Origin of the sequence: Bacillus paranthracis (assembly GCF_024296885.1) — a bacterium.
GTDB classification, from domain to species: domain Bacteria; phylum Bacillota; class Bacilli; order Bacillales; family Bacillaceae_G; genus Bacillus_A; species Bacillus_A paranthracis.
In genome coordinates this window covers 3,479,839-3,505,916 of record NZ_CP101135.1, presented here as the reverse complement: position 1 = coordinate 3,505,916, position 26,078 = coordinate 3,479,839, and the positions used below count along the sequence as shown (strand labels likewise).

The window sequence follows — 26,078 nt, the reverse complement described above, 5'->3', positions numbered from 1 at the left end:
TATTCACAGTCAAAAAAGTTAAAATATTTCGTCTCAAGGATTATAATAGAGAAAGAAGTATAAAAGGGAGTGAATGAATTTGAAACAAGAACTTATTGAAAGATTTACGAGATATGTAAAGATTGATACGCAATCAAATGAAGACAGTCATACAGTGCCAACAACACCAGGACAAATTGAGTTTGGTAAGTTATTAGTTGAAGAGTTAAAAGAAATTGGGTTAACAGAAGTAACGATGGACGATAACGGATATGTAATGGCAACACTTCCGGCTAATACGGATAAGGATGTTCCTGTAATCGGATTTTTAGCACATTTAGATACAGCAACAGACTTTACTGGGAAAAATGTAAAACCACAAATTCATGAAAACTTTGACGGGAACGCAATTACATTAAATGAAGAGCTTAATGTTGTATTAACACCAGAACAGTTCCCAGAATTACCGTCTTATAAAGGTCATACGATTATTACAACGGACGGTACAACACTGTTAGGAGCAGATGATAAAGCTGGTCTTACAGAAATTATGGTTGCAATGAATTATTTAATACATAATCCGCAAATTAAACATGGGAAAATTAGAGTTGCGTTTACGCCGGATGAAGAAATTGGCCGCGGCCCAGCGCATTTTGATGTAGAAGCGTTTGGCGCTTCATTTGCTTATACGATGGATGGAGGTCCATTAGGTGGTTTAGAGTATGAAAGCTTTAATGCTGCAGGTGCTAAGTTAACGTTTAACGGAACAAATACACATCCTGGAACAGCGAAAAATAAAATGCGTAACGCAACTAAACTTGCTATGGAGTTTAATAGCTATTTACCAGTAGAAGAGGCACCAGAATATACAGAGGGGTATGAAGGATTCTATCATTTACTTTCTTTAAATGGTGATGTTGAGCAAAGTAAAGCGTATTATATTATTCGAGATTTTGATCGTGAAAATTTTGAAGCGCGTAAACATAACGTTGAAAATATTGTGAAGCAAATGCAAGAGAAGTATGGACGAGATGCAGTCGTTTTAGAAATGAATGATCAATACTATAACATGCTTGAAAAGATTGAACCAGTGAGAGAAATTGTTGATATTGCATATGAGGCAATGAAAAGTTTAAATATCGAACCAAATATTCATCCGATTCGCGGTGGAACAGATGGATCACAATTATCGTATATGGGATTACCAACCCCAAACATTTTCACAGGTGGTGAAAACTATCACGGTAAATTTGAGTATGTTTCGGTAGATGTTATGGAAAAAGCTGTTCAAGTTATTATAGAAATTGCAAGACGATTTGAAGAACAAGCTTAAAAAAGAACCAAGTAGTGCAAAAACGCTACTTGGTTTTTTAGTATAATACTCGCCACAAATAAAAAGTTGCGTAAGACTCCCAGTTGATCCAATTTGCCGCAAAATCTTTTATTTCCTGTTTAGTCGGTTTACTTTTAGAACCTGTTATATATTTAATTGCATTGTGCAAACCAACATCGTCAATTGGAAAAGCGGAAGGGAATCGTAAACAGCGCATTAAAACATAGTGAGCAGTCCATGGACCTATACCATGTATAGCAGTTAATTGTTTTTCAGCAATCTTTACATCTTGTGTTTGTAGTAAAGATTCTTTTGATAGTTTTCCTTCTGTAATAAGCTTTGCAATACCGATTAAATATTCACATTTTCTAGTCGTCATTTTTAAATTTTTGAGATCCTCTACGTGTAAATTGGCAATTGTTTCATGTGATGGGAATATCCAATGCTTTCTATCGTTCCATTCTACATAACTTCCAAATGTCTCGACTAATCTTCTTTTTAGTGTATAAGCATAAGTGAGGTTAATTTGTTGCCCGATAATTCCCCAGGAAAGTGCCTCAAATAAGTCTGGAATACCTAAAGTACGAAGGCCATAATATTGTTCAATTGGTCTTTGAAGGAGTACATCATGTTTAGCTAATGTATAAAAGGGAGCTAAATCAGTAGTTAAATCAAACCATTCAGTTACATAGTTAGCTACAGCATCGCGTATCGGTTTTGCAGAGATATAGGCTTCTCCTAAAAAACGTATTTGAATAGTATCATCCGCATTCATACTAATTTCAACTAAAGGATTTACATCGTGAACAGGGATAACTTTATAAATTTTGTTATGTTCAATGTGGAACATACATTCATTGTTAGAACGGGATAGATAGCGTAAATTTTCTTGAAAACTAAATTCTGTTGGAACTGTTAAAGTTAATGCGTTACTATATTCGGCTGTCATATGAATTCCACCTGTAATTTTTCTAATGCAAGCAATTCTTTCTTCATTTCTAATCCCCCTCTAAAACCAGTTAGTTTACCATTCTTTCCAATAACACGGTGGCAAGGAATCATAATGAGAATTGGGTTGGCAGCAATAGCAGACGCAACGGCACGTACCGCTGTAGGTTTTTGAATTCTATCTGCAATTTCTGTATAAGAATATGTTTTTCCATAAGGAATTTCACGTACCGTACTCCAAACAGATAATTGAAATGCAGTTCCGTAAGCAGCGATAGGGGATGTAAAGGTTTCTCTCTTGTTTTCTAAATACTCGATAATTTCTTTTGTATATACTTGTAAGTAATCTGGACTATGGATCAATATATGTTGAGGCAGTTTTTTTCTAGCCCATATATTTACTTCTTCAAAGGTTTCGTTTTGTGATCCGATGAAACATAGTCCAGTTTCAGTTGCAGCAATATGAAACTTCCAATTTGCATGTGTAAGTAGCGTCCAATATATATAATTATTTTTGTAAGAATTCATTATTGTATCCCTCTTTCATTTCATTCTTTTTTCGATATTCAGTAGGGGTAAATCCAGTTTTCTTTTTAAATAAAGTTGCGAAATATTCTGGATTTTCTATCCCGACGGCAGTACTAATTTCTTTAATGGGTTGATTTGTGTGTAAAAGGTGTTCTGCTGCTTTAACAATTCTGAACTGCTGTATATATTCTATCGGACTTATTCCTGTCATTTTTTTGAAAGTGCGTTGTAAATGAAAGGGGCTACCATGGCACATTTCCGCAAGTATGTCTAGAGTTAATAATTCATCAAAGTGTTTTTCGATATACTCTTTAATTTGTTCTACCCACTCTTCATTAGGTAAAGTGAGCCCATTTGGTTTACAACGCTTGCACGGGCGAAAGTTTTCATTTAATGCTTGCTCTGCATGATGAAAAATTCGTACATTGTTTTTATTCGGTATTCTTGATTTGCATGATGGCCTGCAAAAGATTCCAGTTGATTTCACAGCATAAAAGAATTTACTATCATAGGAAGGATCATTATGGATAATTGCTTGCCAATGTTCATTTGTTAACGTAACTCCTTCATTGTGCAAAGAACATCACCTCTGAAATTAGTATAACCTGAATAAAGTGTGTATGTATGTATTCATAAATGTAAGAGCAAGATTACAAAGGTGAAAATATTGAATGGCGTTTAGATTATTTTGTTGTTTCTGAAAGAATGAAAGACCAAATAACAGCGGCGAAAATTAATAGTGAAGTAATGGGGTCAGACCATTGCCCAGTTGAATTACATATAAATTTCTAAAAAAGAAGTATCTACCTAACATGAGGCGGATACTTCTTTTTTAATTCAGTTTGTTAAAATTTTTCAAATCTTTCTTGAAATAATTGCATATTAAATATATAATTAGTAACGATAATCATTATCAATGAAAAATATTATCAATGGGTGAGGTATAAAAGAATTATAGCTTAGGGGAAGTGAATGAGAATGAGTTCTGGATAGAATTATTAATCTAATAAAATATATATGTAGGACAAGTTTCATATAGTTAAATTTTATTGAGAATATAGTTTGGAAATTCGAGAGGAGATATTTAAAGATGAATAAGAAGTTATTTACATTAGGTATGGTAACAGTTTTAAGTGTAGGACTAGCAGCATGTAATAGTGCGGATAAAACTTCAGGAGAAAAAACTCAACAGACAAAGGCTAGTGAGACGAAAAAAGACGAAAAACGAAAAATTACATATTTAGGTAAAGAATATACAGTGCCAGCAAAAGTAGATAAAATTGCAACAGCTAGTTTAGAGTCAATGGAAGATGCAGCAGTACTTGGAATTAAACCAGTTGGTGCGATTACGGTTGGTGGTAAATTACCAAAGTATCTGGAGAAAGATTTAGAAGGTGCGAAATCTGTTGGTGAGAAAATGCAACCAAATTTCGAAACATTACTTCAATTAAAACCAGACGTTATTACATCTAGTACGAAATTCCCAGCAGAAACAGCTGAAAAGTTTACGAAAGTAGCTCCTACATTCCCGGTATCACATGTTTCAACAAATTGGGAGGATAACTTAAAGTTAATGGGAGAATTAACTGGTAAAAAAGATAAAGCTGAAAAAATTATTAAAGATTACAATGCGGACGCTGAAAAAGCAAAAGCAAAACTAGGAGATAAGTTAAAAGACAAAAAAGTCCTTGTAATTAGACTAAGAGCAAACGAATTATTCCTATACCCAGAAGGAGTATACTTCAACCCTGTAATTTATAAAGATCTTGGATTAACTGTTCCAGAACAATTGAAAACTGTAAAAGCACAAGAGAAAATTTCATTTGAAAAACTTGCTGAACTAAACCCAGATTATATTTTCTTACAATATGAAACAACTGAAAATAAAAACCCGAAAGTGCTAGAAGAAATTGAAAGTAATCCAATTTGGCAAAGTATGAATGCTGCGAAAGAAAAGAAAGTATTTGTAAACGTTGTTGATCCAATGGCACAAGGTGGTACTGCTTGGAGTAAAACAGCGTTCTTAAAAGAAGCAGTGAAAAATTTATCTAAATAATACAATAAGTAAGGTGCGTTGAATGATATGCAGAAAACAAATGCAGTACCAGTAACTATATTATGTATAGCACCCATACTCATCTTATTTACAGTTATACTTTCTATTTTGTATGGGGCGAAAAGTATTGATGCTGAAACGGTGTGGAACGCGTTATTTCATTTTGATTCAAGTGATGTAAATCATAATATTATTATTACTTCACGTTTACCAAGGGTAGTTGCAGCTCTTTTAGTTGGAGCATTTCTAGCCATATCAGGAGCACTTATGCAGGGGATGACAAGAAACTATCTTGCATCCCCTTCTATTATGGGTGTGACGGATGGGGCAGCTTTTGTTATTACACTTTGTATGATTTTTCTTCCGGGAATGTCATCGATTGGTATGGTTGTATGTTCAATGATTGGTTCTGCATTAGGAGCCGGTATCGTATTTGGTTTTGGTTCGCTCCTTCAAAATGGTTTATCGCCAGTTCGGTTAGCGATTATTGGGACAGTTATTGGAACATTTTTAAGCAGTGTGTCTGCTGCAATGGCTTCATACTTCCAAATTTCTCAAAATGTTAGTTTTTGGTTTAATGCAAAATTAGACCAAGTAGACCCTAATATCATTAAAATTACGATACCGTTTGGGATAATTGGAATAGTTTTAGCGCTGTTAATATCAAAATCTATTACGATTCTTTCTTTAGGAGAAGAAGTTTCTATTAACCTAGGGCAGCGTACAAAACTAGTTAAAGCGATGGCTATTTTATCAGTTATCTTTTTAACAGGAACGGCAGTTGCTTTGGTGGGGAAAGTTGGTTTTGTAGGTTTAATTATTCCGCACATTACTCGCTTTATAATTGGGGTAGATTATAAGTGGATTTTGCCATGCGCAGGCGTTATTGGCGGCGTTTTTCTAGCGTTATGTGATATTTTAAGTAGGTTTGTAAACTATCCATTTGAAACACCGATTGGAGTCGTTACCTCCTTAATTGGAATTCCTTTCTTCCTTTATTTAATCCGTACAAGAGGAGGAGAGAGACATGCTTAAAAGTTCAAGTCAACGTTTTGGAATGACGATGGGGATTAGTATATTTTTAATACTATGTGCTATTTATATTAGTTTAACGAATGGTACGTTTGATATTACGATTACAGATGTATGTAAAACACTCCTTAGAATAGATCCAGTACCAGACCATGATTTAGTTATTTTTGAGTTTCGTCTCCCGCGCATCATAATTGCGGGATTAGTAGGGGTAGGTCTCGGTGTTGCAGGTGCTGTTATTCAAGGAATTACGAGAAATGGATTGGCAGACCCAGGTATTTTAGGAGTTAATGCAGGAGCAGGAACAGCAATCGTCATTTTTATGTTTTTCTTCCAAGGGCAATTAAAAAGCACAGACTGGGTTTCTATTATGATGATGCCAATGTTTGGTTTAGTAGGCGGATTAGGTGCAGCTATCATCATTTATCTGTTTTCTTGGAAAAATGGTAAGTTAGATTCGCAGCGTCTTTTATTAACAGGGATTGCAATTGGATCAGGATTTGGAGCATTTTCTATGTACCTATCACTCAAAATGAAGTCAACTGATTTCGAGATGGCTGCAGTTTGGGTGTCAGGCAGTATATATAGTGCAAACTGGAAGTATATTATTGCAATGTTACCGTGGCTTATCATACTAATTCCACTTATACAAAAGAAAGCTTATTTATTAGATTTATTTCAATTGGAAGAAACGAGTATTACAAGTTTAGGTGTTTCAGTAGAAAGAGAGAAATCAATTTTACTATTAAGTAGTATCGGACTTGTAAGCGCATGTGTTGCAGTTTCAGGAAGTATTGGTTTCATCGGATTAATGGCACCGCATATAGCGAAAAGACTTGTCGGTATTCAGCATAAGCATGTCATTCCTACGTGCGGAGTAATTGGAATGTTTCTTGTAATTGCTTCAGACTTTATCGCAAAAACAGTTTTCACACCTGTAGAGTTACCAGTTGGAATCGTTATTTCTATTGTCGGTGTACCTTATTTCTTATATTTACTTTATAAGGCGAAAGCGTAAGAGGAGGAATAAAAGTGAGTATTTTAAGTGCGAAAAATTTAGAAACAAGTTATGAAAAGCTTACAGTGTTTCGCGATTTAAATGTGGAAATACAAGAAGGAAAAGTAACGACAATTATAGGACCAAACGGGTGCGGTAAATCGACACTGTTAAAAACGATGGGAAGAATTTTAAAGCAAAAGAGTGGTAAAGTATATTTGCAAGGACAGGATTTACATACAATTCCAACGAAAGAAATTGCGAAGCAGTTAGCTCTACTTCCGCAAACTCCAATTGCACCAGGAGAGCTTAAAGTAGAAGAATTAATTTCTTATGGACGTTATCCACATCGAAATAATGTAAATAAGTTAACTTCAAAAGATAAAGAGATGATTGACTGGGCATTAGATATAACGAAAACTTCTGCATTTCGAACGAGACAAATTGCAAATTTATCAGGTGGTCAACGACAAAAGGTATGGCTAGCGATGGCTTTGGCACAAGAGACAGAAGTGTTGTTATTAGATGAGCCAACTACATATCTTGATATGTCTCATCAATTAGATGTATTACAAATTGTGGAGAAATTAAATAAAGACCATAATTGTACGGTCGTTATGGTATTACATGATATTAACCATGCAGCAAGGTTTTCAGATGAAATTATTGCAATGAAGGAAGGAGAAATCGTTACAACTGGTAGCCCAGAAGAAATCATTACAAATGAAGTGTTAAAAGAAGTATTTCATATTGATGCACGTGTCATGATTGATCCGTATAATGGGTCTCCTGTTTGCTTCGGTTATGATAGCGTTGTATTTCAAGAAGAAAAAGTAGAAATATATGTAACGAGTTAAGAAGGGGGGATATAAGATGAACACTACGATTGAAAAACAGCAGATTGTAACATCTAATACTGAACAGTGGAACATGTATTCAAAATTAGATGGTAAGGAATATCAAATTCATATTTCAAAGCCGAGGCAACCAGCACTGGATTCAGGATATCCTGTCATTTACGTATTAGATGGTAATGCCTTTTTTCAAACATTCCATGAAGCGGTTAAAATACAATCAGTTAGAGCGGAAAAAACAGGTGTTTCACCAGCCATTATAGTAGGTATTGGTTATCCAATCGAAGGGGCATTTTCAGGTGAAGAAAGATGTTATGATTTTACGCCTAGCGTAATTTCAAAAGATGCGGCTTTAAAACCAGATGGTAAACCTTGGCCTAAAACAGGAGGAGCACATCATTTCTTTACTTTTATTGAAGAAGAATTAAAGCCGCAAATTGAAAAGAATTTTGAAATTGATAAAGGAAAGCAAACACTATTTGGGCATTCTTTAGGTGGACTATTTGCTTTACATATATTATTTACAAACATAAATGCCTTTCAAAATTATTTTATTAGTAGTCCATCTATTTGGTGGAATAACCAATCTGTGCTTGAAAAAGAAGGGAATCTTATAAATGAATTAAACAAGGCAAAGGTTAAAACAGGAGTATTTCTTACAGTTGGTTCACTTGAACGAGAGCATATGGTTGTAGGGGCAAACGAATTATCAGAGCGCCTTTTCAAAGTAAAACACGATCAGTTTCGATTTACGTTTTATGAGGCGGAAGGGGAGAACCATGCATCTGTTGTACCGACTTCTTTAAGTAAAGGATTGAGATTCATTAGTCAAGTATCCATCGATTAAATGGTTAGTGATTTGAGTGAATCCACATTTTTCTATGATCTGTAGTAGGTTAGATAATAAAACGATTGTTTAATAAAGTGCAAACAAAAGGCTATGGAGAAATTCTCCATAGCCTTTTGTTTTGAGAGGTAGAATTGTCCTTTTTGAAAGTTTTGTTTCAATTTTTCGTCTAAAGAGACAAAAAGTTGTCACAATTCGTTCACAATTAGCATAAACATAAAATAGACGAAATGAACTTATTGCCGAAAAGGCTTGGTTCATTCCAATTATGATTCGTAGAGCTGAAAAAGCACGGATGAAAAGTTCACTATATTCTCAAGGAGGTAGATCGTATGAAAACTATTCTCGCTATCGCTGGACTTATTTGGGTTTTATCGCATGGTATCCCAATTTATGAAGGAGAACAAATTCGCAGTGCTCTAAATAAAAATTTTAATGAATATCATATCATTGATCGGCAAGATAATGTTGTGACAGTTCGTGTAAATGACTGTTTTCATACGGTAACCGTTGAAGGAACTTCAGTAGTGAATGATACAAAAGTATGTGATCAGCAATAATTATATATAGGAAGAAAAAGTCTCAATTTACATGTGTGAAGATTGAGGCTTTTATATTTGGGAATGAATAATAAGCGGGGATGGACAACCCTCGCTTATTATTGTTTTTTAAAAAAAGGAAAGGGTATAATGAAAATTAAGACTGAGAAGCTAACAATGTGTTAAGAATAATCATAAAGTGGAAATATACTCATATGGGGTATCATGCATAGATATTTAATGCTATAATTGGTATACTCGTAAAAGTAATTGTTTTATTGGATGAAGAGAAACTTTAAGAAGGTGATAATATGGGGCATAAAGAGCATGAAGCAGTAACACATAGATCAGAAAAAGAAAAAGAGCAAATTATAAATAGATTGAAGAGAATTGAAGGGCAAGTTCGGGGTATTCAAAATATGATTGAAAATGATCGGTATTGCGTGGATATTTTAGTGCAAATTTCAGCGATTAATGCAGCGATGAAAAAAGTAGGAATGGGTGTATTAAAAAACCATACGAGTCATTGTGTTTCAGGTGCAATTAAAAATGGTAATGGTGACGAAGCAATCGAAGAATTAATGACAGTATTTGAACGTTTTTCAAAAGCGTAAAAACAAGCTAGTGTGTAACTAGCTTGTTTTTTGTTTATCCTTGTATTGGTGTGAAAAAGTGTGTGTAAAATAAACTTTTAGAAAATAATTGAAAAATCATGATAAAAAACCATTGATTACCTTAGGGGGGTATGGTAAGATGTAACTGTGATTAACAAACAATGAATAAACAAGAGGAGGATTTTAAATGGAACAGTTAACATTACAAGTTGAAGGTATGTCTTGTGGACATTGTGTAAATGCTATCGAAAGCAGTGTGAAAGAGCTAAACGGTGTTGAACAAGTGAAAGTTCAATTAGCAGAAGGAACTGTTGAAGTTACTATCGACTCGTCTGCTGTAACATTAAAAGATATCGTTGCTGTAATTGAAGATCAAGGATACGATGTTCAATAATTATTTTTAGATATGGAAATAAATCGTACTTTATAGGAAGTACGATTTATTTTGCTAATAATTATACCTCATAAGGGTATATAGAGGTGAGAGACATGAATGAACAAAAAGAGGCCAATCTTCAAATATCAGGAATGACATGTGCAGCATGTGCAAATAGAATTGAAAAAGGTCTAAAAAAAGTAGAAGGTGTTCATGATGCAAATGTAAATTTTGCACTTGAAAAAACTAAAATAATGTATGATCCCCAAAAAACAAATCCGCAACAGTTTAAAGAAAAAGTTGAATCATTAGGATATGGAATTGTAAGTGATAAAGCTGAATTTACTGTTTCAGGAATGACATGCGCAGCATGTGCCAATAGAGTAGAAAAGCGTTTAAATAAGTTAGAAGGTGTGAACGAGGCGACAGTAAATTTCGCTTTGGAATCGGCTACAGTAGATTTTAATCCTGATGAAATTAATGTAAATGAAATGAAGAGTGCAATTACGAAATTAGGATATAAATTGGAAGTGAAATCAGATGAGCAAGATGGATCAACTGATCATCGCTTACAAGAAATTGAGCGACAAAAGAAGAAGTTTATTATTTCGTTTATTTTATCATTCCCGTTACTGTGGGCAATGGTAAGTCACTTCTCATTTACATCGTTTATTTATTTACCTGATATGCTTATGAACCCTTGGGTGCAACTAGCTCTTGCAACGCCAGTTCAATTTATCATTGGTGGACAGTTTTATGTTGGGGCTTATAAAGCGTTACGTAATAAAAGTGCTAACATGGATGTTCTTGTGGCACTTGGAACGTCGGCCGCCTATTTCTATAGTGTATATTTAAGTATTCAATCTATCGGTTCTTCGGAACATATGACAGACTTATATTTTGAAACGAGTGCGGTACTTATTACACTAATTATTTTAGGAAAATTATTTGAAGCAAAAGCAAAGGGACGTTCATCAGAAGCAATTAAAAAGTTGATGGGTTTACAAGCAAAGACAGCTACAGTTGTGCGAGATGGAACAGAAATGAAAATTTTAATCGAAGAAGTAGTAGCTGGTGATATCGTTTATGTAAAGCCTGGTGAAAAAATTCCGGTAGATGGTGAGATTGTAGAAGGAAAGTCAGCAATAGATGAATCGATGTTAACAGGTGAAAGTATTCCAGTTGATAAAACAATTGGGGATGTAGTAATCGGTTCTACAATGAATAAAAATGGATTTTTAAAAGTGAAAGCAACTAAGGTAGGAAGAGATACTGCATTAGCTCAAATTATTAAAGTAGTAGAAGAGGCTCAAGGTTCAAAAGCTCCTATTCAAAGGGTAGCAGATCAAATTTCAGGTATTTTCGTACCGGTTGTAGTTGTGATTGCTATTATTACATTTGCAGTGTGGATGATATTTGTTACACCAGGTGATTTTGGCGGAGCACTTGAGAAAATGATAGCAGTACTTGTTATCGCTTGTCCATGTGCATTAGGTCTTGCGACACCTACATCTATTATGGCTGGATCAGGAAGATCAGCTGAGTATGGTATTTTATTTAAAGGCGGAGAGCATTTAGAAGCAACGCATCGATTGGATACAGTTATTCTAGATAAAACAGGTACTGTGACAAATGGAAAGCCAGTGTTAACGGATGTAATTGTCGCAGATGGATTCAATGAAGAAGAAATATTACGTTTAGTAGGTGCGGCAGAAAAAAATTCTGAACACCCACTTGCAGAAGCGATTGTAGAAGGAATTAAAGAAAAGAAAATTGATATTCCAAGTTCAGAAACGTTTGAAGCGATTCCTGGATTCGGTATTGAATCAGTCGTAGAAGGGAAACAATTATTAATTGGTACACGCCGATTAATGAAGAAATTCAATATTGATATTGAAGAAGTTTCTAAATCGATGGAAGAGTTAGAACGAGAAGGTAAAACAGCAATGCTTATTGCAATTAATAAAGAATATGCTGGTATAGTGGCTGTTGCAGATACTGTAAAAGATACTTCAAAAGCAGCTATTACAAGGCTTAAGAAAATGGGTCTAGACGTTGTTATGATTACAGGAGATAATACGCAAACTGCTCAGGCGATTGCGGGGCAAGTTGGTATTGAACACGTAATTGCAGAAGTATTACCAGAAGGAAAAGCAGAAGAAGTGAAAAAACTTCAAGCGCAAGGTAAGAAAGTAGCAATGGTTGGAGATGGAATAAATGATGCTCCAGCACTTGCTACAGCGGATATCGGTATGGCAATTGGAACAGGAACGGATGTAGCGATGGAAGCGGCAGATATTACGTTAATTCGTGGCGATTTAAATAGTATTGCTGATGCAATCTTTATGAGTAAGATGACGATAAGAAATATTAAGCAAAATTTATTCTGGGCACTAGCTTATAATGGCTTAGGAATCCCGATTGCAGCGCTTGGTTTCTTAGCGCCTTGGGTTGCAGGAGCAGCGATGGCATTTAGTTCTGTATCGGTCGTATTAAATGCATTACGATTGCAAAGAGTGAAGTTAAAATAATAAAAATGTAAATCTATAGAGTAATTTCATAGGCTTTTAAACAAAAAACAATACTTTGAAATAAGTATTGTTTTTTGTTTATATAGAAAGAAAAAAGATATAATAAAGCAGAAATATTGAATACTAGATGGTAGAAAAGTTAAATGATAGTGTAGTAAGGAGGTTCATATATGTTAAAAGATATGATCATTAGAACATTCCATAAAGAGGATTTAGAACAAGTATTACAGTTGTTCTATGAAACAGTTCATACAATTAATGCAAAAGATTATAACGTGTTACAGCTACAGGCATGGGCACCAGATCAACTAGATAGGGAAAGCTGGTTAAAGTCTTTAGAAAAGAATATTAGTTATGTAGCGGATTATAACGGTATGATAGTCGGATTTGGGGATTATAATGAGGATCATTACGTAGATCGTTTATTTACACATAAAGATTATCAAGGGAAAAGGATAGCTTCATACATACTACAAAAGTTAGAACAAGAAGCAGTGAACTTGGGGCATAGGGGGATTTATACAGAAGCAAGTATTACAGCAAAACCCTTTTTTGAAAGTAAAGGCTTTATTTGCATAAAGGAACAAAAGAAAGAGCATAATGGTCAGATTTTTATTAATTATGTAATGAAAAAAATAGCCCTCTCGTAAACGAGAAGGCTATTTTTCATTATTTTACAGCTTCTTTTAGTTCTTTACCAGCTTTGAAAGCAGGTACTTTAGAAGCTGCGATTTGCATTTCTTCACCAGTTTGTGGGTTACGGCCTGTACGAGCAGCTCTTTCGCGAACTTCGAATGTACCGAATCCGATAAGTTGTACTTTTTCACCAGCAGCTAAAGTGTTAGTGATTGATTCTACTACAGTTTGTACAACTACAGTAGCTTCTTTTTGAGAAATCTCAGCATTTTGTGCTACGTTTTTGATTAATTCTGTTTTGTTCATGTTTTTCACCTCATATGTAAATAATGCTATTTAAGTTGTTATTATAACGTATAAAACATTCGAGAACAAGTGTACGCACATATATTCATAAAAAAAATGGAATTTGTAATATTTTTCAGGATTGCTGTATAGTCGTTCCATTTAAGCGGATACAGATTTTTTCTTTAATTCCGTTTGTTCTTTAGTAGAAGGTAGTTTCTTATTATAAGATATGAAATAAGGTAACGCTACAAATAACATACCTCCTACTAAGTTTCCGAAGAAAACAAAAATGAAGTTTGGAAAATATTCAAACCAAGTTAAATGACCTGCAAAAATTATAGCTGGGATGACAAACATATTGGCTACAACGTGTTGAAATCCAATTGCAACAAAAGTCATAACTGGGAACCAAATGCCGATAATCTTTCCGATAAATTCTTTACTTCCCATACTAAGCCAAACAGCTAAACAAACGAGCCAATTACATCCGATTGCAGAAATGAAGGCTTGTAGTGGTGGATCTTGTAGTTTAGCTTGCGCAATAGAAACTGTTTTTGCTAAAAAAGCTCCCTCTGTTAATCCGACGATATGACCGAAAAAATAAGCAACGAATACAGCACCTATGAAATTGCTCAATGTAACAATAATTAAATTTCGTATGAAATAAAATAAAGTAATTTTCTTTTGAAGCCAGGCCATGGAAACTGTCATCATGTTACCAGTTACTAGTTCACCGCCTGCAAGAATAACGAGAATAAGACCGATAGGGAATACAGCAGCGCCTAGAAAACTAGTAAATGATCCCCAAGCCTTTGGCATTGTTCCAATAACATGAATATCGAGTAAATACCCTAATGCTATGAAAGCACCGCCAAAAAAACCGAGAATTAGCATAGGGAGTAATGATAAATGAGCTTTTTTTCTTCCGGAATTAGCAGCAAGTTCCGTAATTTCTTCTGGTGTAAATACAGACATGAATAATCTCTCCTTAATAAAATGATAAAAGAATAAATGGAACATTTTTAAGAATCTATGTATTATAAAAATATGTTATGACTTCTGTATAAATTTGTCAAAGTGAGCAGGGCTGGAATTAAATATAACTAACATTGTTCGTGTTGTCACATTCATGTAACAATAAGGTTTTAAAGTACTTCTAGAGGTGAGAACATGAATACGTATCACGTAAAAGAAGAACAAAAAAAATCAATCGTCAAGGTATCTATAATTAGTTTTGTAAGTGTAGTAATGATTTCTATAAGTTTGTATTTCTATGCGACAGAAATAGAACGAAAACTAGTAACAGTTACGTGGAATGAAATAGAATCTTCTACAATTCCTAAAGAGTTTCATAATAAAAAAATATTGCAGTTCTCAGATGTACATTTAGGGCCAGAATTCACACTGAAACAATTAGAAAATTTGGTGGAGAAGATAAATGCATTAAGTCCGGATGTAGTAGTTTTCACAGGGGATTTAATAGATAAGTTTGGATCGTATAAAGCCGAAAGAGAAGAAGCGAAAGGGATTTTACAAAAAATACATGCACCCTTAGGGAAATATGCAGTGTTTGGGAATCATGATAGAGGCGGCGGAGGTAGTTTATTTTATAAAAAATATATGGAGGAAGCTGGTTTCGCTGTGTTAGTCAATGAAGTGCAGAAAATTAAAGCGGAAAACGGCAAATATATTACAATATCAGGTTTGGATGATTTTTTATTAGGTAAGCCGCAAATAGACTCAACTTTAAAACATGTAAGGCAACAAGATTTCAATATGTTATTAGTACATGAGCCGGATGTTGTAGACAAAGTAGCACGTTACCCAGTTGATTTTCAAATGTCAGGCCATAGTCACGGAGGACAAGTTCAAATTCCTTTTATCGGTCCATTCATTACGACAAAACTAGCTGAGAGTCATGTTGAAGGTATGTATGAAGTAGAGGGGAAGAGTAAGCCGTTATATTTATATGTAAATCGTGGTATTGGGACAACCCGAATGCCTGTTAGATTTTGGAGTGTACCTGAACTTTCAGTATTTATATTGAAGCAAAAGAGTAACTAATGTATTCAATTCCACATCATCATTCTCAATTTGATTTTGATGAACGAGCGATGTTAATTGGTGGTAAATAAAAAACAACAATAGGTCATATAAAACCTATTGTTGTTTTCATTATTTTTGCAAGGGAATCGCATCGAAATATGTTCTATAGTTACTAGAGAATTCAAAGTTGTTTTTTGCATCCCAATTAATAGACCAAGACATTAGGCCGCGGAATGCAGGATAGCCACTCTCATTTGAAAGTTTATACTTTCCTCCGAAAGGAATTCCCTTAATGATATAATCTAAAGCTTTTTTCATTTCAGTTGGAGAAATATACCCACCACTTGGAGCGGCCGCTGGTGCTGCAGGAAGTCCAATCATTACTTGATCCGAACGAAGAGCTGGGAACATGTTATTTGCATTACCACCTACAGGAAAACCATGTAAGAGCATATCTGCCATAGCGACCTCGTAGTCTGCAGTACCTTGATTGTAGTTATTACCGTCCATTCCAACCCCGCTGCCAGCGTTGTAGTGTTGAACGTGAATGTATGTCAGTTTGTCTTTCACTCCGTAAATAATCGGTAAATATGCACCCCAGATGCTTCCGTATGCACTATAACCGCCTTGAACATAAGCTGTTTCAGGAGCCATGCTTAATAGAAAGTCGGGACCGTAATGATCTGAGATTGTTCGAATAGCCGAAATAAGATTTACGATTTGAGGAGTAGTTGGGTTTTTGAAATTAGTGTCATTTCCGTTTAAGTAAATACCTGATTCAAGGTCAATATCTATTCCATCAAAACCGTATTTATCAATGAGAGATTGTATGGAATTAATAAAGCGTTGCTTAGCGGCATTGTCAGGAAGTAAAACGACTCCATTTTGTCCACCAATTGAAAGAACTACTTTTTTTCCTTTACTCTTTAAATAAGAAATATCTGATTTGAATTCTGCATCTGTACCATACACAGGAGAAAATTCAACAGTAGAACGATCACCACCAGTTTCCCCGAAAGATACATTAATTACATCCCATTTTGGTGAAACGTCTCTTAATTTAATAATGCCAGTACCGTTATCAAAGTTATGCCAGTATCCAACGAGTAGTTTTGATCCTAAATTGTTTGCTGCTTGTGCTTGAAAGGGGGCTAGTGGTAGCAGTAAAAAAATGAATAACGTACAACAAATGAATTTGAACTTGTTTAACATATCAACACTCCTATACAAAAAGTTGTCTAGATGTATAATCTTGTTTATTTAATGATATCTGAAAATTCGTTCTTTCGTAAGGTAGCTATAATTTTCTCAACAATTGTATATGGAAAATTATTAAACCTAATGTAATAATTTTTATAGGAGCTTGCATTACAATTGTTAAATTCAGAATATTTTGATATATTTTAAAGTGTAGGCAAGGTTTTCACATAATACTCTTACATAAATTTCAAAATTACGTTTGGAAGGGGATGTATAAGAGTTGGATAAAAATCTTAAGAAAGACCTCAAAATACGCCACATTACAATGATCTCAATTGGCGGCGTAATAGGAGCTGGTTTGTTTGTTGGAAGTGGGGCAGTTGTGCATTCAGCAGGACCAGGTTCTATCGTTTCATATGCATTAGCAGGACTTCTAGTCGTTTTCGTTATGAGAATGCTTGGGGAAATGGCAGCTATTAACCCGACAAGTGGGTCATTTGCAACATATGCAAGAGAAGCAATTGGTCCATGGGCCGGTTATACAATTGGGTGGCTATATTGGTTTTTCTGGGTAATTGTTATTGCAATAGAAGCCACAGCAGGTGCTGGTATTATTCAATACTGGATTCCAGAAATCCCTCTTTGGTTATTAAGCCTAATATTAACGATTTTATTAACATTGACGAATGTTTTTTCTGTGAAATCATTTGGAGAGTTTGAATATTGGTTTTCTTTTATTAAAGTAATAAGTATTGTTTTGTTCCTTTGTCTTGGACTAGCTGTTATTTTAGGATTTGTACCAGGAACGGAAGCACCTGGCACTTCGAATTTAGTAGGACAAGGAGGATTTATGCCAAACGGTATAAGTTCGGTGCTACTTGGAATTACTGTCGTTATATTTTCATTTATGGGATCTGAGATTGTTGCAGTAGCTGCTGGAGAATCTGCTGAACCTGTAAAAGCAGTAAAAACAGCAACAAATAGTGTAATTTGGCGTATTCTCGTATTTTTCATTGGATCGATTGCTGTAGTTGTTACACTTCTTCCATGGAATTCAGCGAACATATTAAAAAGTCCGTTTGTAGCGGTACTGGAACATATAGGGATACCAGCGGCAGCACAAATTATGAATTTTATCGTTTTAACAGCTGTACTTTCTTGTTTAAATTCTGGTTTATATACGAACTCAAGAATGCTTTTTTCAATGGCAGAAAGAGGAGATGCTCCAAAGGCATTTTTGAAATTGAATAGTAGTGGTGTTCCAGTTCGGGCCGTTTTATTCGGAACGTTCTTCGCTTATATTGGAGTTGTTTTTAGTTATATATCTCCAGATAAAGTCTTTTTATTTTTAGTCAATGCATCTGGCGGAATTGCGTTACTCGTTTATCTCGTTATAGCTGTTTCGCATTTAAAGATCCGTAAAAAAATGGGGAAAGTAGAACAACAAAATTTGAAAGTGAAAATGTGGTTTTTCCCGTATGTAACGTATGTTACAATTGCCGCTATTATAGCTGTTTTAGTTGCGATGCTTGCAATTGAATCTTTACGTTCACAAGCACTTTTGACGATGCTTGTTACTGTTCTTATAATACTTTCTTATTTTATTTTTAATAGAAATAAAAATAGTACAGTATCGAATACTACAAGTAAGAATGAGGAATCTGTGCGATTCTAATTTCTTGTTTTCGAAGAGAGTTACACCCAATCATTGCTATAAAAGAATCATATATAATCATAAAAATGAGTAATTACTATTGTCATAGTGAATATAAACTTTTTTCTTGACTTTTTATACGAAGGCGAGCAAAATGATAAAAAAGGAAGGGGGGATGACGATGGAAGAGTACGTATTAGAGCTGTATAACCTGCTATATACGACAGAATGGCAAGATATTGTTTCGTTTCTAGGAATCGTATTTTGTATGAAAATTGTAATTGTATATATGGAAGAGCAAGGTATGTTCTATTCCTTCTCATCCCCGTTCGATATGCAACGCGAGCCGTTGCTGAACTATGCCAAGGTAAATTACGAACAATTTCCTTTTGTATTTTTCTTTATGATTCGATTTATTACAGCAATTGTAAAGAAAAAGGAAAGTGACGATGAAGAGTGCCACTCAACTTGTAATATAGCGAATGTTCTTTAAGCTAAATACAAGGAGGAGATTTATATGTGGTTTCGATTTCTTATGATTGGTTTCTTTTCATTAACAGCAATTTCTTTAATGGGATATCAAGTGTCTGAAATTTTTCAAGCATATAGCGATACATTTTTTAACAAAAACTAATCGCATTGCTATTTGAATAATAAAGCGATAAAATCCTTCTTAAGAAGTTTTATTAAGAAGGATTTTTTCTTTGTTTTGCCTTGCTGTGTCAAACTATTGTCACATTTACACTGTGAATAGTATGTTAAAATAGTGAGGTTACGTATACATATTTGAAGGAAGAGGGAGTGACCATTTTGGTGGATCAATCAACAAATCAGAAAAGCTATGCTCCTATTGTGATAACGCTTTCTGTAATTGTAAATGCGATTATTTTATTTTTGTTCTTTGGACCTGTTGGCTATGAAGGAGAAGTACATTTTGATGTAACGATTTTACCAATGTTAAACGCAATTTTTAATAGCTTTACGTTCGTATTTTTATTAGCAGCGTTATTCTCTATTATTAAGAAGAATGTGAAAATGCATCGTGGCTTCATCCTAGCAGCATTTACGACGACGTTGCTATTTTGTGTTTCTTATTTATCGTATCATTACTTGGCGCCAGCAACACATTTTGGTGGCGAAGGATTCATTAAATATGTGTATTTCATCATTTTAATTACACATATTATCCTTGCAGCAATTATCGTACCACTTGCATTGTTTGCACTTGTATTTGGTTTTACAAATCAATTAACACGTCATCGTAAAATTGTACGTTGGACGATGCCGATCTGGTTATATGTAAGTTTATCTGGTGTTATTGTTTACTTAATGATCTCACCTTATTATCAATAAAAAAATCTCAGCCTATAGGCTGGGATTTTTTCGTTAGGCAAATATTTTTGTAAAATGAAAAAAATATGGTATACAAAAGTATAGTTGCTTTTTATATAGAAGGGATGGTAAAGGGATATGCAAAATTTTGTATTTCGTAATCCAACGAAACTTATTTTCGGTAAAGGTCAATTAGAGCAATTGAAAACTGAAATTCCACAGTTCGGTAAAAAAGTTCTTCTCGTATACGGGGGAGGCAGCATTAAAAGAAACGGTATTTATGATAATGTAATTTCTATTTTAAAGGATATAAATGCGGAAGTATTTGAATTGACAGGTGTTGAACCGAATCCACGTGTATCAACTGTAAAGAAAGGAATTCAAATTTGTAAAGAGAATGGTGTTGAATTCATTTTAGCAGTTGGTGGAGGAAGTGTAATTGACTGTACGAAGGCAATTGCAGCTGGTAGCAAATATGATGGAGATGTATGGGATATTGTAACGAAAAAAGCATTTGCTAATGAGGCATTACCATTTGGTACTGTACTTACGCTTGCGGCAACAGGATCTGAAATGAATGCTGGTTCTGTCATTACAAATTGGGAAACGAATGAAAAATATGGCTGGGGTAGCCCAGTTACTTTCCCTCAGTTTTCAATTTTAGATCCCCTCCATACTGCGTCTGTGCCAAGGGATCAAACAATTTACGGTATGGTAGATATTATGTCACATGTATTAGAGCAATATTTCCATCATGGAACAAATACAGAATTACAAGATCGTTATTGTGAGTCTGTTTTAAAAACAGTAATTGAGACAGCTCCTAAGCTTTTAAGTGATTTAGAAAATTATGAGCATAGAGAAACGATCTTATATTGCGGTACTATGGCGTTAAACGGGATTTTAGCGATGGGAGTAAAAGGAGACTGGGCAACTCATAATATTGAACATGCAGTTTCTGCGGTTCATGACATACCACACGGGGGTGGCCTTGCGATTCTATTCCCGAACTGGATGAAGCATGTTGTAGATGAAAATGTAAGTCGTTTTAAACAGTTCGCTATTCGTGTATTCGATGTAGAAACAGATGGAAAGACTGATCGAGAAATTGCGTTAGAAGGAATTGAGGTTTTACGTCAATTTTGGACTTCAATTGAGGCACCAGTAAAGTTATCTGATTACGCTATTGGAGAAAATGAAATTGATTTAATGGCGGATAAAGCGATGGCTTATGGCGAATTTGGTAATTTTAAAAAATTAAATAAAGACGATGTTTTAAGCATATATAAAGCTTCCTTATAAGAGAATCGAGAAAAGAAACCCATTTGATATCACAATCAAATGGGTTTCTTTTTGTTGTTTATAACTGTTTGTGATTGTTTTTGGTTATTTATGAATGTTTATGGTTGATTTTTGTGATCGTTTTCATTATACTGTAATCAAAGAAGAGGTGAATAAAATGTTAACTCCTGAACGTCATCAAATGATATTGCAACTTGTAAAAGAGCAGAAGGTTGTTAAATTACAGCAATTAGTGGAAAGAACAGCGAGCTCTGAATCAACAATTCGTCGTGATTTAGCGCAATTGGAAAAACAACGGTTATTAAAAAGAGTTCACGGTGGTGCGGCTGTTTTAACAGGAAAAGGACAGGAGCCGACGATGGTTGAAAAATCATCCAAAAACATTCAAATAAAACAACAAATTGCGAAGTATGCGGCTAGCGTTGTGGAACAAGGTGATTGCATTTATTTAGATGCAGGAAGTACAACATTTGAAATGATTCCATTTTTAATAAATAAGGATGTTACTGTCGTTACGAATGGACTTATGCATATTGAAGCTTTAGTTGAAAATAATATTCGTGCATATTTACTAGGCGGAATGATGAAGAGTAGGACGAAAGCTTTAATCGGTGCAATGGCGCAGGAAAGCATGCAAAAGTATCGTTTTGATAAATGTTTTTTAGGAGCGAATGGTGTACATGAACAGCTTGGTTTTACAACACCAGATCCAGAAGAGGCACTTTTAAAGCAAATGGCATTAACATTAGCAAATGAAGGATATTTCTTAATTGATGAAAGTAAGTTTTCGGAAGTTGCGTTTGCGAAAATTGCCAATGTGGAAGAGGCGAATATTATTACAAACCATTTAGAAATTGATTTAGAAAAATATAAAAGACAAACCAATGTAATTGAGGCTGATAAACAATGATCTATACAGTAACTTTAAACCCATCTATTGATTATATAGTACAAGTTAATTCCTTAGAGTTAGGCGCAGTAAATCGAGCGGAAAAAGATATGAAGTTTCCTGGAGGGAAAGGGATTAATGTTTCTCGCGTTCTTCATCGTTTAGGTGTGGAAAATGTAGCGCTAGGATTTACTGGTGGATTTACCGGTCGATTTATTAAAGATGTATTACAGACGGAAGGTGTAATAACAAACTTCATCCAAGTAAATGAAGATACTCGAATTAATGTGAAAATAAAAGGGAAAGAAGAAACAGAATTAAATGGGCAAGGACCTAGTGTGACTAAGGAACAATTTGAACAATTAATGAAACAAATTGAAAGTATGCAAAAGGGAGATTGTGTTGTACTAGCTGGAAGTGTACCAGCGTCTATCCCAACTACTTTTTATGAATCAATCGCAGCGTTCGGAGGTGAAAAAGGCATTCGTGTAGTAGTAGATGCAAGTGGTAGTGCGCTGCAGCATGTAGTTAAAAATAAACCATTTTTAATAAAGCCTAATCATCATGAACTTGGTGAGTTATTCGGAGTAGAGATTTCCACAGTAGAAGATGTTTTACCATATGGAAGAAAATTAGTTGAACAAGGTGTAGAGCACGTTATTGTATCAATGGCCGGAGATGGAGCTTTATTATTTACGGCAGAAGGTATATATGAAGCAACTATTCCAAAAGGCGTTGTAATTAATTCGGTTGGGGCTGGAGATTCTCTCGTTGCGGGATTTGTAGGAAGATATGAACAGACAAAAGATATTGAAAAGGCATTTCAATATGGCGTTGCAACAGGGAGTGCAACAGCATTTTCAGCCGATTTATGTGAAAAGGAAAAAGTAGAAGAATTATTGTCGCAAGTAATTGTAACTAAGCGATAGGGGGAAGCAACATATGAAAATTACAGAACTATTAAAAAGGGATACAGTTATTATGAATTTGACAGCTTCAAATAAAGAAGCTGTCATAGATGAGTTAGTTGAGAAATTAAACGGGGCAAATCGTTTAAATAGCAAAGCTGAATTTAAAGAAGCTATTTTAAAAAGGGAGTCACAAAGTACAACCGGCATTGGTGAAGGGATTGCTATACCTCATGCGAAAACAAAAGCTGTTAAGCAACCAGCGATTTGTTTTGGTAGAAGTGTAAGCGGTATCAACTATGAATCGCTTGACGGACAACCTGCGCATTTATTTTTTATGATTGCTGCAAGTGAAGGGGCGAATAATACGCATTTAGAAACGTTATCACGCCTATCTACACTATTAATGGATGAAGGGTTTCGTAAGCAATTGTTAGAAGCGAAGGATGAAGAAGAACTTCTTCGTTTATTTGATGAAAAAGAAAATGAAAAAGAAGAAGAAGAGGTTGAAGTTGCAAAACCAGAAGGGAATGAACCGTACGTATTAGCTGTTACAGCTTGCCCGACTGGAATCGCTCACACATATATGGCTGCAGATAGCTTGAAAGCAAAAGCAGCAGAGCTAGGAATTGCAATTAAAGTTGAAACGAATGGATCAACAGGTATAAAAAACGGTTTAACGAAAGAGGATATTGAACGCGCAACAGCTATAATTGTTGCAGCAGATAAACAAGTAGAAATGAATCGTTTTGCTGGTAAACATGTTATTCAAGTGCCAGTCGCTGACGGGATTAGAAAAACTGAAAAACTTCTTAATCGGGCTGTAAAACAAGATGCACCAATCTTTAAAGGTGTAAAAGAGGATGGAAAGGCAGAAAATACGGAGAAAGAAAATGGATTAGGAATTTATAAGCATTTAATGAACGGCGTAAGTAATATGCTTCCATTCGTTGTTGGTGGCGGGATTTTAATTGCGCTAGCGTTTTCGTTTGGTGGTATAAAAGCAGAAGGTCCTTTAGCTGAATTGTTCATGTCTATTGGAGGAGGGGGAACAGGGGCATTTTTATTCCTTGTACCAATTTTAGCAGGGTTTATTGCTAGTTCTATTGCTGATCGTCCTGGTTTTATGCCCGGTGTTGTCGGAGGATTTTTAGCGGCACATGCGAATGCTGGATTTTTAGGTGGATTAATTGCTGGTTTCTTAGCCGGATATGTTGTTTTAGGATTGAAAAAATTATTTTCAGGCCTACCAGTACAATTAGAAGGAATTAAACCTGTATTGTTATATCCGGTCTTTGGATTATTGATTACAGGAGTTGTTATGCAAAAAGTAGTAATTCCGCCTGTAGTAGCATTGAATGAAATGTTAACAGGATGGTTAAATGGTTTGAACGGTACAAATGCTATATTACTAGGTCTTATTTTAGGTGCGATGATGGCAATTGATATGGGTGGTCCAATTAATAAAGCAGCATTTACGTTTGGTATTGCTGCGATAGAAGCGAAGAACTTTGGGGTACATTCAGCGGTTATGGCTGGTGGTATGGTGCCACCGCTTGCAATTGCGTTAGCAACTACCTTCTTTAAATCGAAGTTTACAGAAGCGGAACGTAAGTCTGGTTTAACAAATTATATTATGGGGGCATCGTTTATTACAGAAGGTGCGATTCCGTTTGCAGCAGCAGATCCGGTTCGGGTAATTGTCAGTTGTGTTGTCGGTTCAAGTATTGCAGGTGCATTATCAATGTTATTCCAAATTACATTACCAGCACCGCATGGTGGATTGTTTGTTATCGCTTTAGTAAATAAACCAGTGTTATATATTTTATCGATATTGATAGGGGCAGTTGTTTCTGCTCTTATGATGGGAATTTGGAAAAAGAAAGTTAAATAATACGTGTAAAGGGAGTAGCTTTTATTAGCTGCTCCTTTTTATTACAAAAAAGGAGGTTGATAATTGGAGAATGATGAATTTTGGTAAAAGATGTAATGAAATATGATTTTTTTGTAACAAAAAAGTAATACTGTAATTTTTTCTGGAAAAAAATTCTGGTGCTTGTATGTGGAAAATATATGAAAACTATTGGGAATTCTATTGGAAATGTAATTCATTAATATGGAAATTTATGTTACAGCTCATTAATCGTATATTACGAATGGTTTGTAATTGTGTGTTTTCTAAAAATCTTAAAAATCCGTTGCTATAATAAAAATACGAAAACAAAGCAAATGGAGGCTATTCATGAAAAAATTATTAGGTATAGCAACGGCGGCAGTTTTTGGTCTTGGGATTTTTGCAGGTTCTGCGAAAGCGGAAACGATTGTAACAACAGACGTATTAAATGTTAGAGAAAACCCAACTGTAGAGTCTAAGCTTGTAGGTAAAATGTTAAGTGGAAATAAATTAGATGTTGTAAATACAGAAAACGGATGGACAAAAATTAAATTAAATGGTCAAGAAGCATTTGTAAGTGCTGAATTTACAAAAAGTACATATTATGTGACGGCGGGTGTGTTAAATGTTCGCGCTGGAGCGAATACTGACTCAGAAATTCTTGGAAAACTGAATAAAAATGATGTAATTGAAACGACAAATCAAGTTCAAAATGAATGGTTGCAATTTGACTATAATGGAAAAACAGGATATGTTCATGTGCCATTTTTAACAGGAACGGCACCAGTGATTGAAAAGAAAGAAGTTGCAACGAAAGAAGAAGCGCCGGAAAGAGTAAATACGCCGGTTAAAAGTAATAAAGTAGTTAAGAGTAAAGAATCTGTTAAGAATGTAGAATCAAGTAAACCTGTGGCAAAACAGCAGTCAACTACGAAACAAGTTGCGAAATCTAATGAAACAAGTGCACCGACTAGTGGACGTGAAATAACGGTAGAAGCGACAGCATATACAGCAGATCCGAGTGAAAATGGTTCGTATGGTGGTCGTGTATTAACTGCAATGGGGCATGACTTAACAGCGAATCCAAATATGAAAGTAATTGCTGTTGATCCTAAAGTAATTCCACTTGGATCAAAAGTATGGGTAGAAGGATATGGAGAAGCGATTGCTGGAGATACTGGTGGTGCGATTAAAGGAAATCGTATTGATGTTTTAGTTGGATCAGATGGTAGTGCGAATAGCTGGGGGCGCAAATCTGTAAAAGTGAAAGTTATAGAGTAGTATATGTGTATTAA

Annotated in this window: 26 protein-coding genes and 1 pseudogene; 21 read left to right on the top strand and 6 right to left on the bottom strand. The window is 34.9% G+C overall.

Going from position 1 to position 26,078, the window contains the following annotated elements; translation table 11 throughout:
• The first annotated feature begins 79 nt into the window (after window positions 1-79).
• Complete coding sequence (gene pepT / locus NLJ82_RS18040; RefSeq protein WP_000806991.1) at window positions 80-1,312, top strand: peptidase T; 1,233 nt, start codon at window positions 80-82, stop codon at window positions 1,310-1,312.
• Window positions 1,313-1,349: 37 nt separating this feature from the next.
• On the opposite strand, the gene alkA is transcribed toward pepT, so the two are convergent.
• The 3 genes from alkA to adaA are packed head-to-tail and all read right to left on the bottom strand — an operon-like array spanning window position 1,350 to window position 3,365.
• Window positions 1,350-2,261, bottom strand: coding sequence for a DNA-3-methyladenine glycosidase II (gene alkA, locus NLJ82_RS18035; protein ID WP_000123537.1), 912 nt, complete (start codon window positions 2,259-2,261; stop codon window positions 1,350-1,352).
• Window positions 2,258-2,788, bottom strand: a complete 531-nt coding sequence (locus NLJ82_RS18030) for a methylated-DNA--[protein]-cysteine S-methyltransferase (protein WP_001089826.1) — start codon at window positions 2,786-2,788, stop codon at window positions 2,258-2,260. The genes alkA and NLJ82_RS18030 overlap by 4 nt, the downstream gene beginning before the upstream one ends.
• Window positions 2,769-3,365: a bifunctional transcriptional activator/DNA repair enzyme AdaA gene (adaA, locus tag NLJ82_RS18025; RefSeq protein WP_000551306.1), complete on the bottom strand. Its 597-nt coding sequence runs from the start codon at window positions 3,363-3,365 to the stop codon at window positions 2,769-2,771. Before adaA ends, NLJ82_RS18030 begins: the two co-directional genes overlap by 20 nt.
• Before the next feature lie 77 nt (window positions 3,366-3,442).
• On the opposite strand from adaA, the pseudogene NLJ82_RS18020 reads away from it, so the two are divergent.
• The 11 genes and pseudogenes from NLJ82_RS18020 to NLJ82_RS17970 form a co-directional block, all read left to right on the top strand.
• Window positions 3,443-3,580: pseudogene (locus NLJ82_RS18020) on the top strand (exodeoxyribonuclease III); the annotation flags it as partial.
• Window positions 3,581-3,878: 298 nt separating this feature from the next.
• Entirely contained in the window at window positions 3,879-4,844 is a 966-nt protein-coding gene (locus tag NLJ82_RS18015; RefSeq protein WP_001035495.1) for an iron-hydroxamate ABC transporter substrate-binding protein, read from the top strand.
• A 27-nt stretch (window positions 4,845-4,871) separates the two neighbouring features.
• Entirely contained in the window at window positions 4,872-5,879 is a 1,008-nt protein-coding gene (locus tag NLJ82_RS18010) for a FecCD family ABC transporter permease (protein WP_001173060.1), read from the top strand.
• The gene (locus NLJ82_RS18005) at window positions 5,872-6,894 is read left to right on the top strand and encodes a FecCD family ABC transporter permease (protein WP_000920466.1); all 1,023 of its coding nucleotides are present in this window, start codon (window positions 5,872-5,874) and stop codon (window positions 6,892-6,894) included. The genes NLJ82_RS18010 and NLJ82_RS18005 overlap by 8 nt, the downstream gene beginning before the upstream one ends.
• A gap of 14 nt (window positions 6,895-6,908) precedes the next feature.
• Entirely contained in the window at window positions 6,909-7,730 is an 822-nt protein-coding gene (locus NLJ82_RS18000; protein ID WP_000025757.1) for an ABC transporter ATP-binding protein, read from the top strand.
• Between the two features lie 16 nt (window positions 7,731-7,746).
• Window positions 7,747-8,574, top strand: a complete 828-nt coding sequence (locus NLJ82_RS17995) for an alpha/beta hydrolase (RefSeq protein ID WP_001098335.1) — start codon at window positions 7,747-7,749, stop codon at window positions 8,572-8,574.
• Window positions 8,575-8,906: 332 nt separating this feature from the next.
• On the top strand, window positions 8,907-9,134 hold the full coding sequence (locus NLJ82_RS17990; RefSeq protein WP_000849103.1) for a hypothetical protein: 228 nt from the start codon (window positions 8,907-8,909) through the stop codon (window positions 9,132-9,134).
• 290 nt (window positions 9,135-9,424) lie between these two features.
• The gene (locus tag NLJ82_RS17985) at window positions 9,425-9,727 is read left to right on the top strand and encodes a metal-sensing transcriptional repressor (RefSeq protein WP_000509877.1); all 303 of its coding nucleotides are present in this window, start codon (window positions 9,425-9,427) and stop codon (window positions 9,725-9,727) included.
• 187 nt (window positions 9,728-9,914) lie between these two features.
• Window positions 9,915-10,121, top strand: coding sequence for a copper chaperone CopZ (gene copZ / locus NLJ82_RS17980; RefSeq protein WP_000436973.1), 207 nt, complete (start codon window positions 9,915-9,917; stop codon window positions 10,119-10,121).
• A gap of 95 nt (window positions 10,122-10,216) precedes the next feature.
• A complete protein-coding gene (locus NLJ82_RS17975) occupies window positions 10,217-12,634 on the top strand; it encodes a heavy metal translocating P-type ATPase (RefSeq protein WP_001005294.1) in 2,418 nt (805 codons plus the stop codon).
• Window positions 12,635-12,804: 170 nt separating this feature from the next.
• On the top strand, window positions 12,805-13,284 hold the full coding sequence (locus NLJ82_RS17970) for a GNAT family N-acetyltransferase (RefSeq protein WP_000910298.1): 480 nt from the start codon (window positions 12,805-12,807) through the stop codon (window positions 13,282-13,284).
• Window positions 13,285-13,303: 19 nt separating this feature from the next.
• Here NLJ82_RS17970 and NLJ82_RS17965 read toward each other — a convergent pair whose 3' ends face one another.
• Complete coding sequence (locus NLJ82_RS17965; RefSeq protein ID WP_001043904.1) at window positions 13,304-13,576, bottom strand: HU family DNA-binding protein; 273 nt, start codon at window positions 13,574-13,576, stop codon at window positions 13,304-13,306.
• 141 nt (window positions 13,577-13,717) lie between these two features.
• Window positions 13,718-14,533, bottom strand: coding sequence for a formate/nitrite transporter family protein (locus NLJ82_RS17960; RefSeq protein ID WP_000110526.1), 816 nt, complete (start codon window positions 14,531-14,533; stop codon window positions 13,718-13,720).
• A 195-nt stretch (window positions 14,534-14,728) separates the two neighbouring features.
• On the opposite strand from NLJ82_RS17960, the gene NLJ82_RS17955 reads away from it, so the two are divergent.
• On the top strand, window positions 14,729-15,622 hold the full coding sequence (locus NLJ82_RS17955) for a metallophosphoesterase (RefSeq protein WP_001099528.1): 894 nt from the start codon (window positions 14,729-14,731) through the stop codon (window positions 15,620-15,622).
• 111 nt (window positions 15,623-15,733) lie between these two features.
• Here NLJ82_RS17955 and NLJ82_RS17950 read toward each other — a convergent pair whose 3' ends face one another.
• Entirely contained in the window at window positions 15,734-16,816 is a 1,083-nt protein-coding gene (locus NLJ82_RS17950; RefSeq protein ID WP_000932456.1) for a chitinase, read from the bottom strand.
• Window positions 16,817-17,084: 268 nt separating this feature from the next.
• Between NLJ82_RS17950 and gabP the strand changes: the two genes are divergently transcribed.
• The 8 genes from gabP (at window position 17,085) to entD (ending at window position 26,064) form a co-directional block, all read left to right on the top strand.
• Window positions 17,085-18,479 (top strand): GABA permease, encoded by a 1,395-nt coding sequence (gene gabP / locus NLJ82_RS17945; protein ID WP_000360126.1) that lies wholly within the window; start codon window positions 17,085-17,087, stop codon window positions 18,477-18,479.
• 133 nt (window positions 18,480-18,612) lie between these two features.
• A complete protein-coding gene (locus NLJ82_RS17940) occupies window positions 18,613-18,951 on the top strand; it encodes a hypothetical protein (RefSeq protein WP_002028298.1) in 339 nt (112 codons plus the stop codon).
• 317 nt (window positions 18,952-19,268) lie between these two features.
• Window positions 19,269-19,811, top strand: a complete 543-nt coding sequence (locus tag NLJ82_RS17935) for a DUF420 domain-containing protein (protein ID WP_000228315.1) — start codon at window positions 19,269-19,271, stop codon at window positions 19,809-19,811.
• Between the two features lie 117 nt (window positions 19,812-19,928).
• Window positions 19,929-21,092, top strand: coding sequence for an iron-containing alcohol dehydrogenase (locus tag NLJ82_RS17930; protein WP_001179083.1), 1,164 nt, complete (start codon window positions 19,929-19,931; stop codon window positions 21,090-21,092).
• A gap of 157 nt (window positions 21,093-21,249) precedes the next feature.
• Window positions 21,250-22,002, top strand: coding sequence for a DeoR/GlpR family DNA-binding transcription regulator (locus tag NLJ82_RS17925; protein ID WP_000957268.1), 753 nt, complete (start codon window positions 21,250-21,252; stop codon window positions 22,000-22,002).
• Window positions 21,999-22,910, top strand: coding sequence for a 1-phosphofructokinase (pfkB, locus tag NLJ82_RS17920; RefSeq protein ID WP_000640768.1), 912 nt, complete (start codon window positions 21,999-22,001; stop codon window positions 22,908-22,910). The genes NLJ82_RS17925 and pfkB overlap by 4 nt, the downstream gene beginning before the upstream one ends.
• A 13-nt stretch (window positions 22,911-22,923) precedes the next feature.
• Window positions 22,924-24,783, top strand: coding sequence for a PTS fructose transporter subunit IIABC (locus NLJ82_RS17915; RefSeq protein WP_000704629.1), 1,860 nt, complete (start codon window positions 22,924-22,926; stop codon window positions 24,781-24,783).
• A gap of 348 nt (window positions 24,784-25,131) precedes the next feature.
• Window positions 25,132-26,064: a cell wall-binding protein EntD gene (gene entD, locus NLJ82_RS17910; RefSeq protein WP_000734633.1), complete on the top strand. Its 933-nt coding sequence runs from the start codon at window positions 25,132-25,134 to the stop codon at window positions 26,062-26,064.
• The last annotated feature ends 14 nt before the right edge of the window (window positions 26,065-26,078 follow it).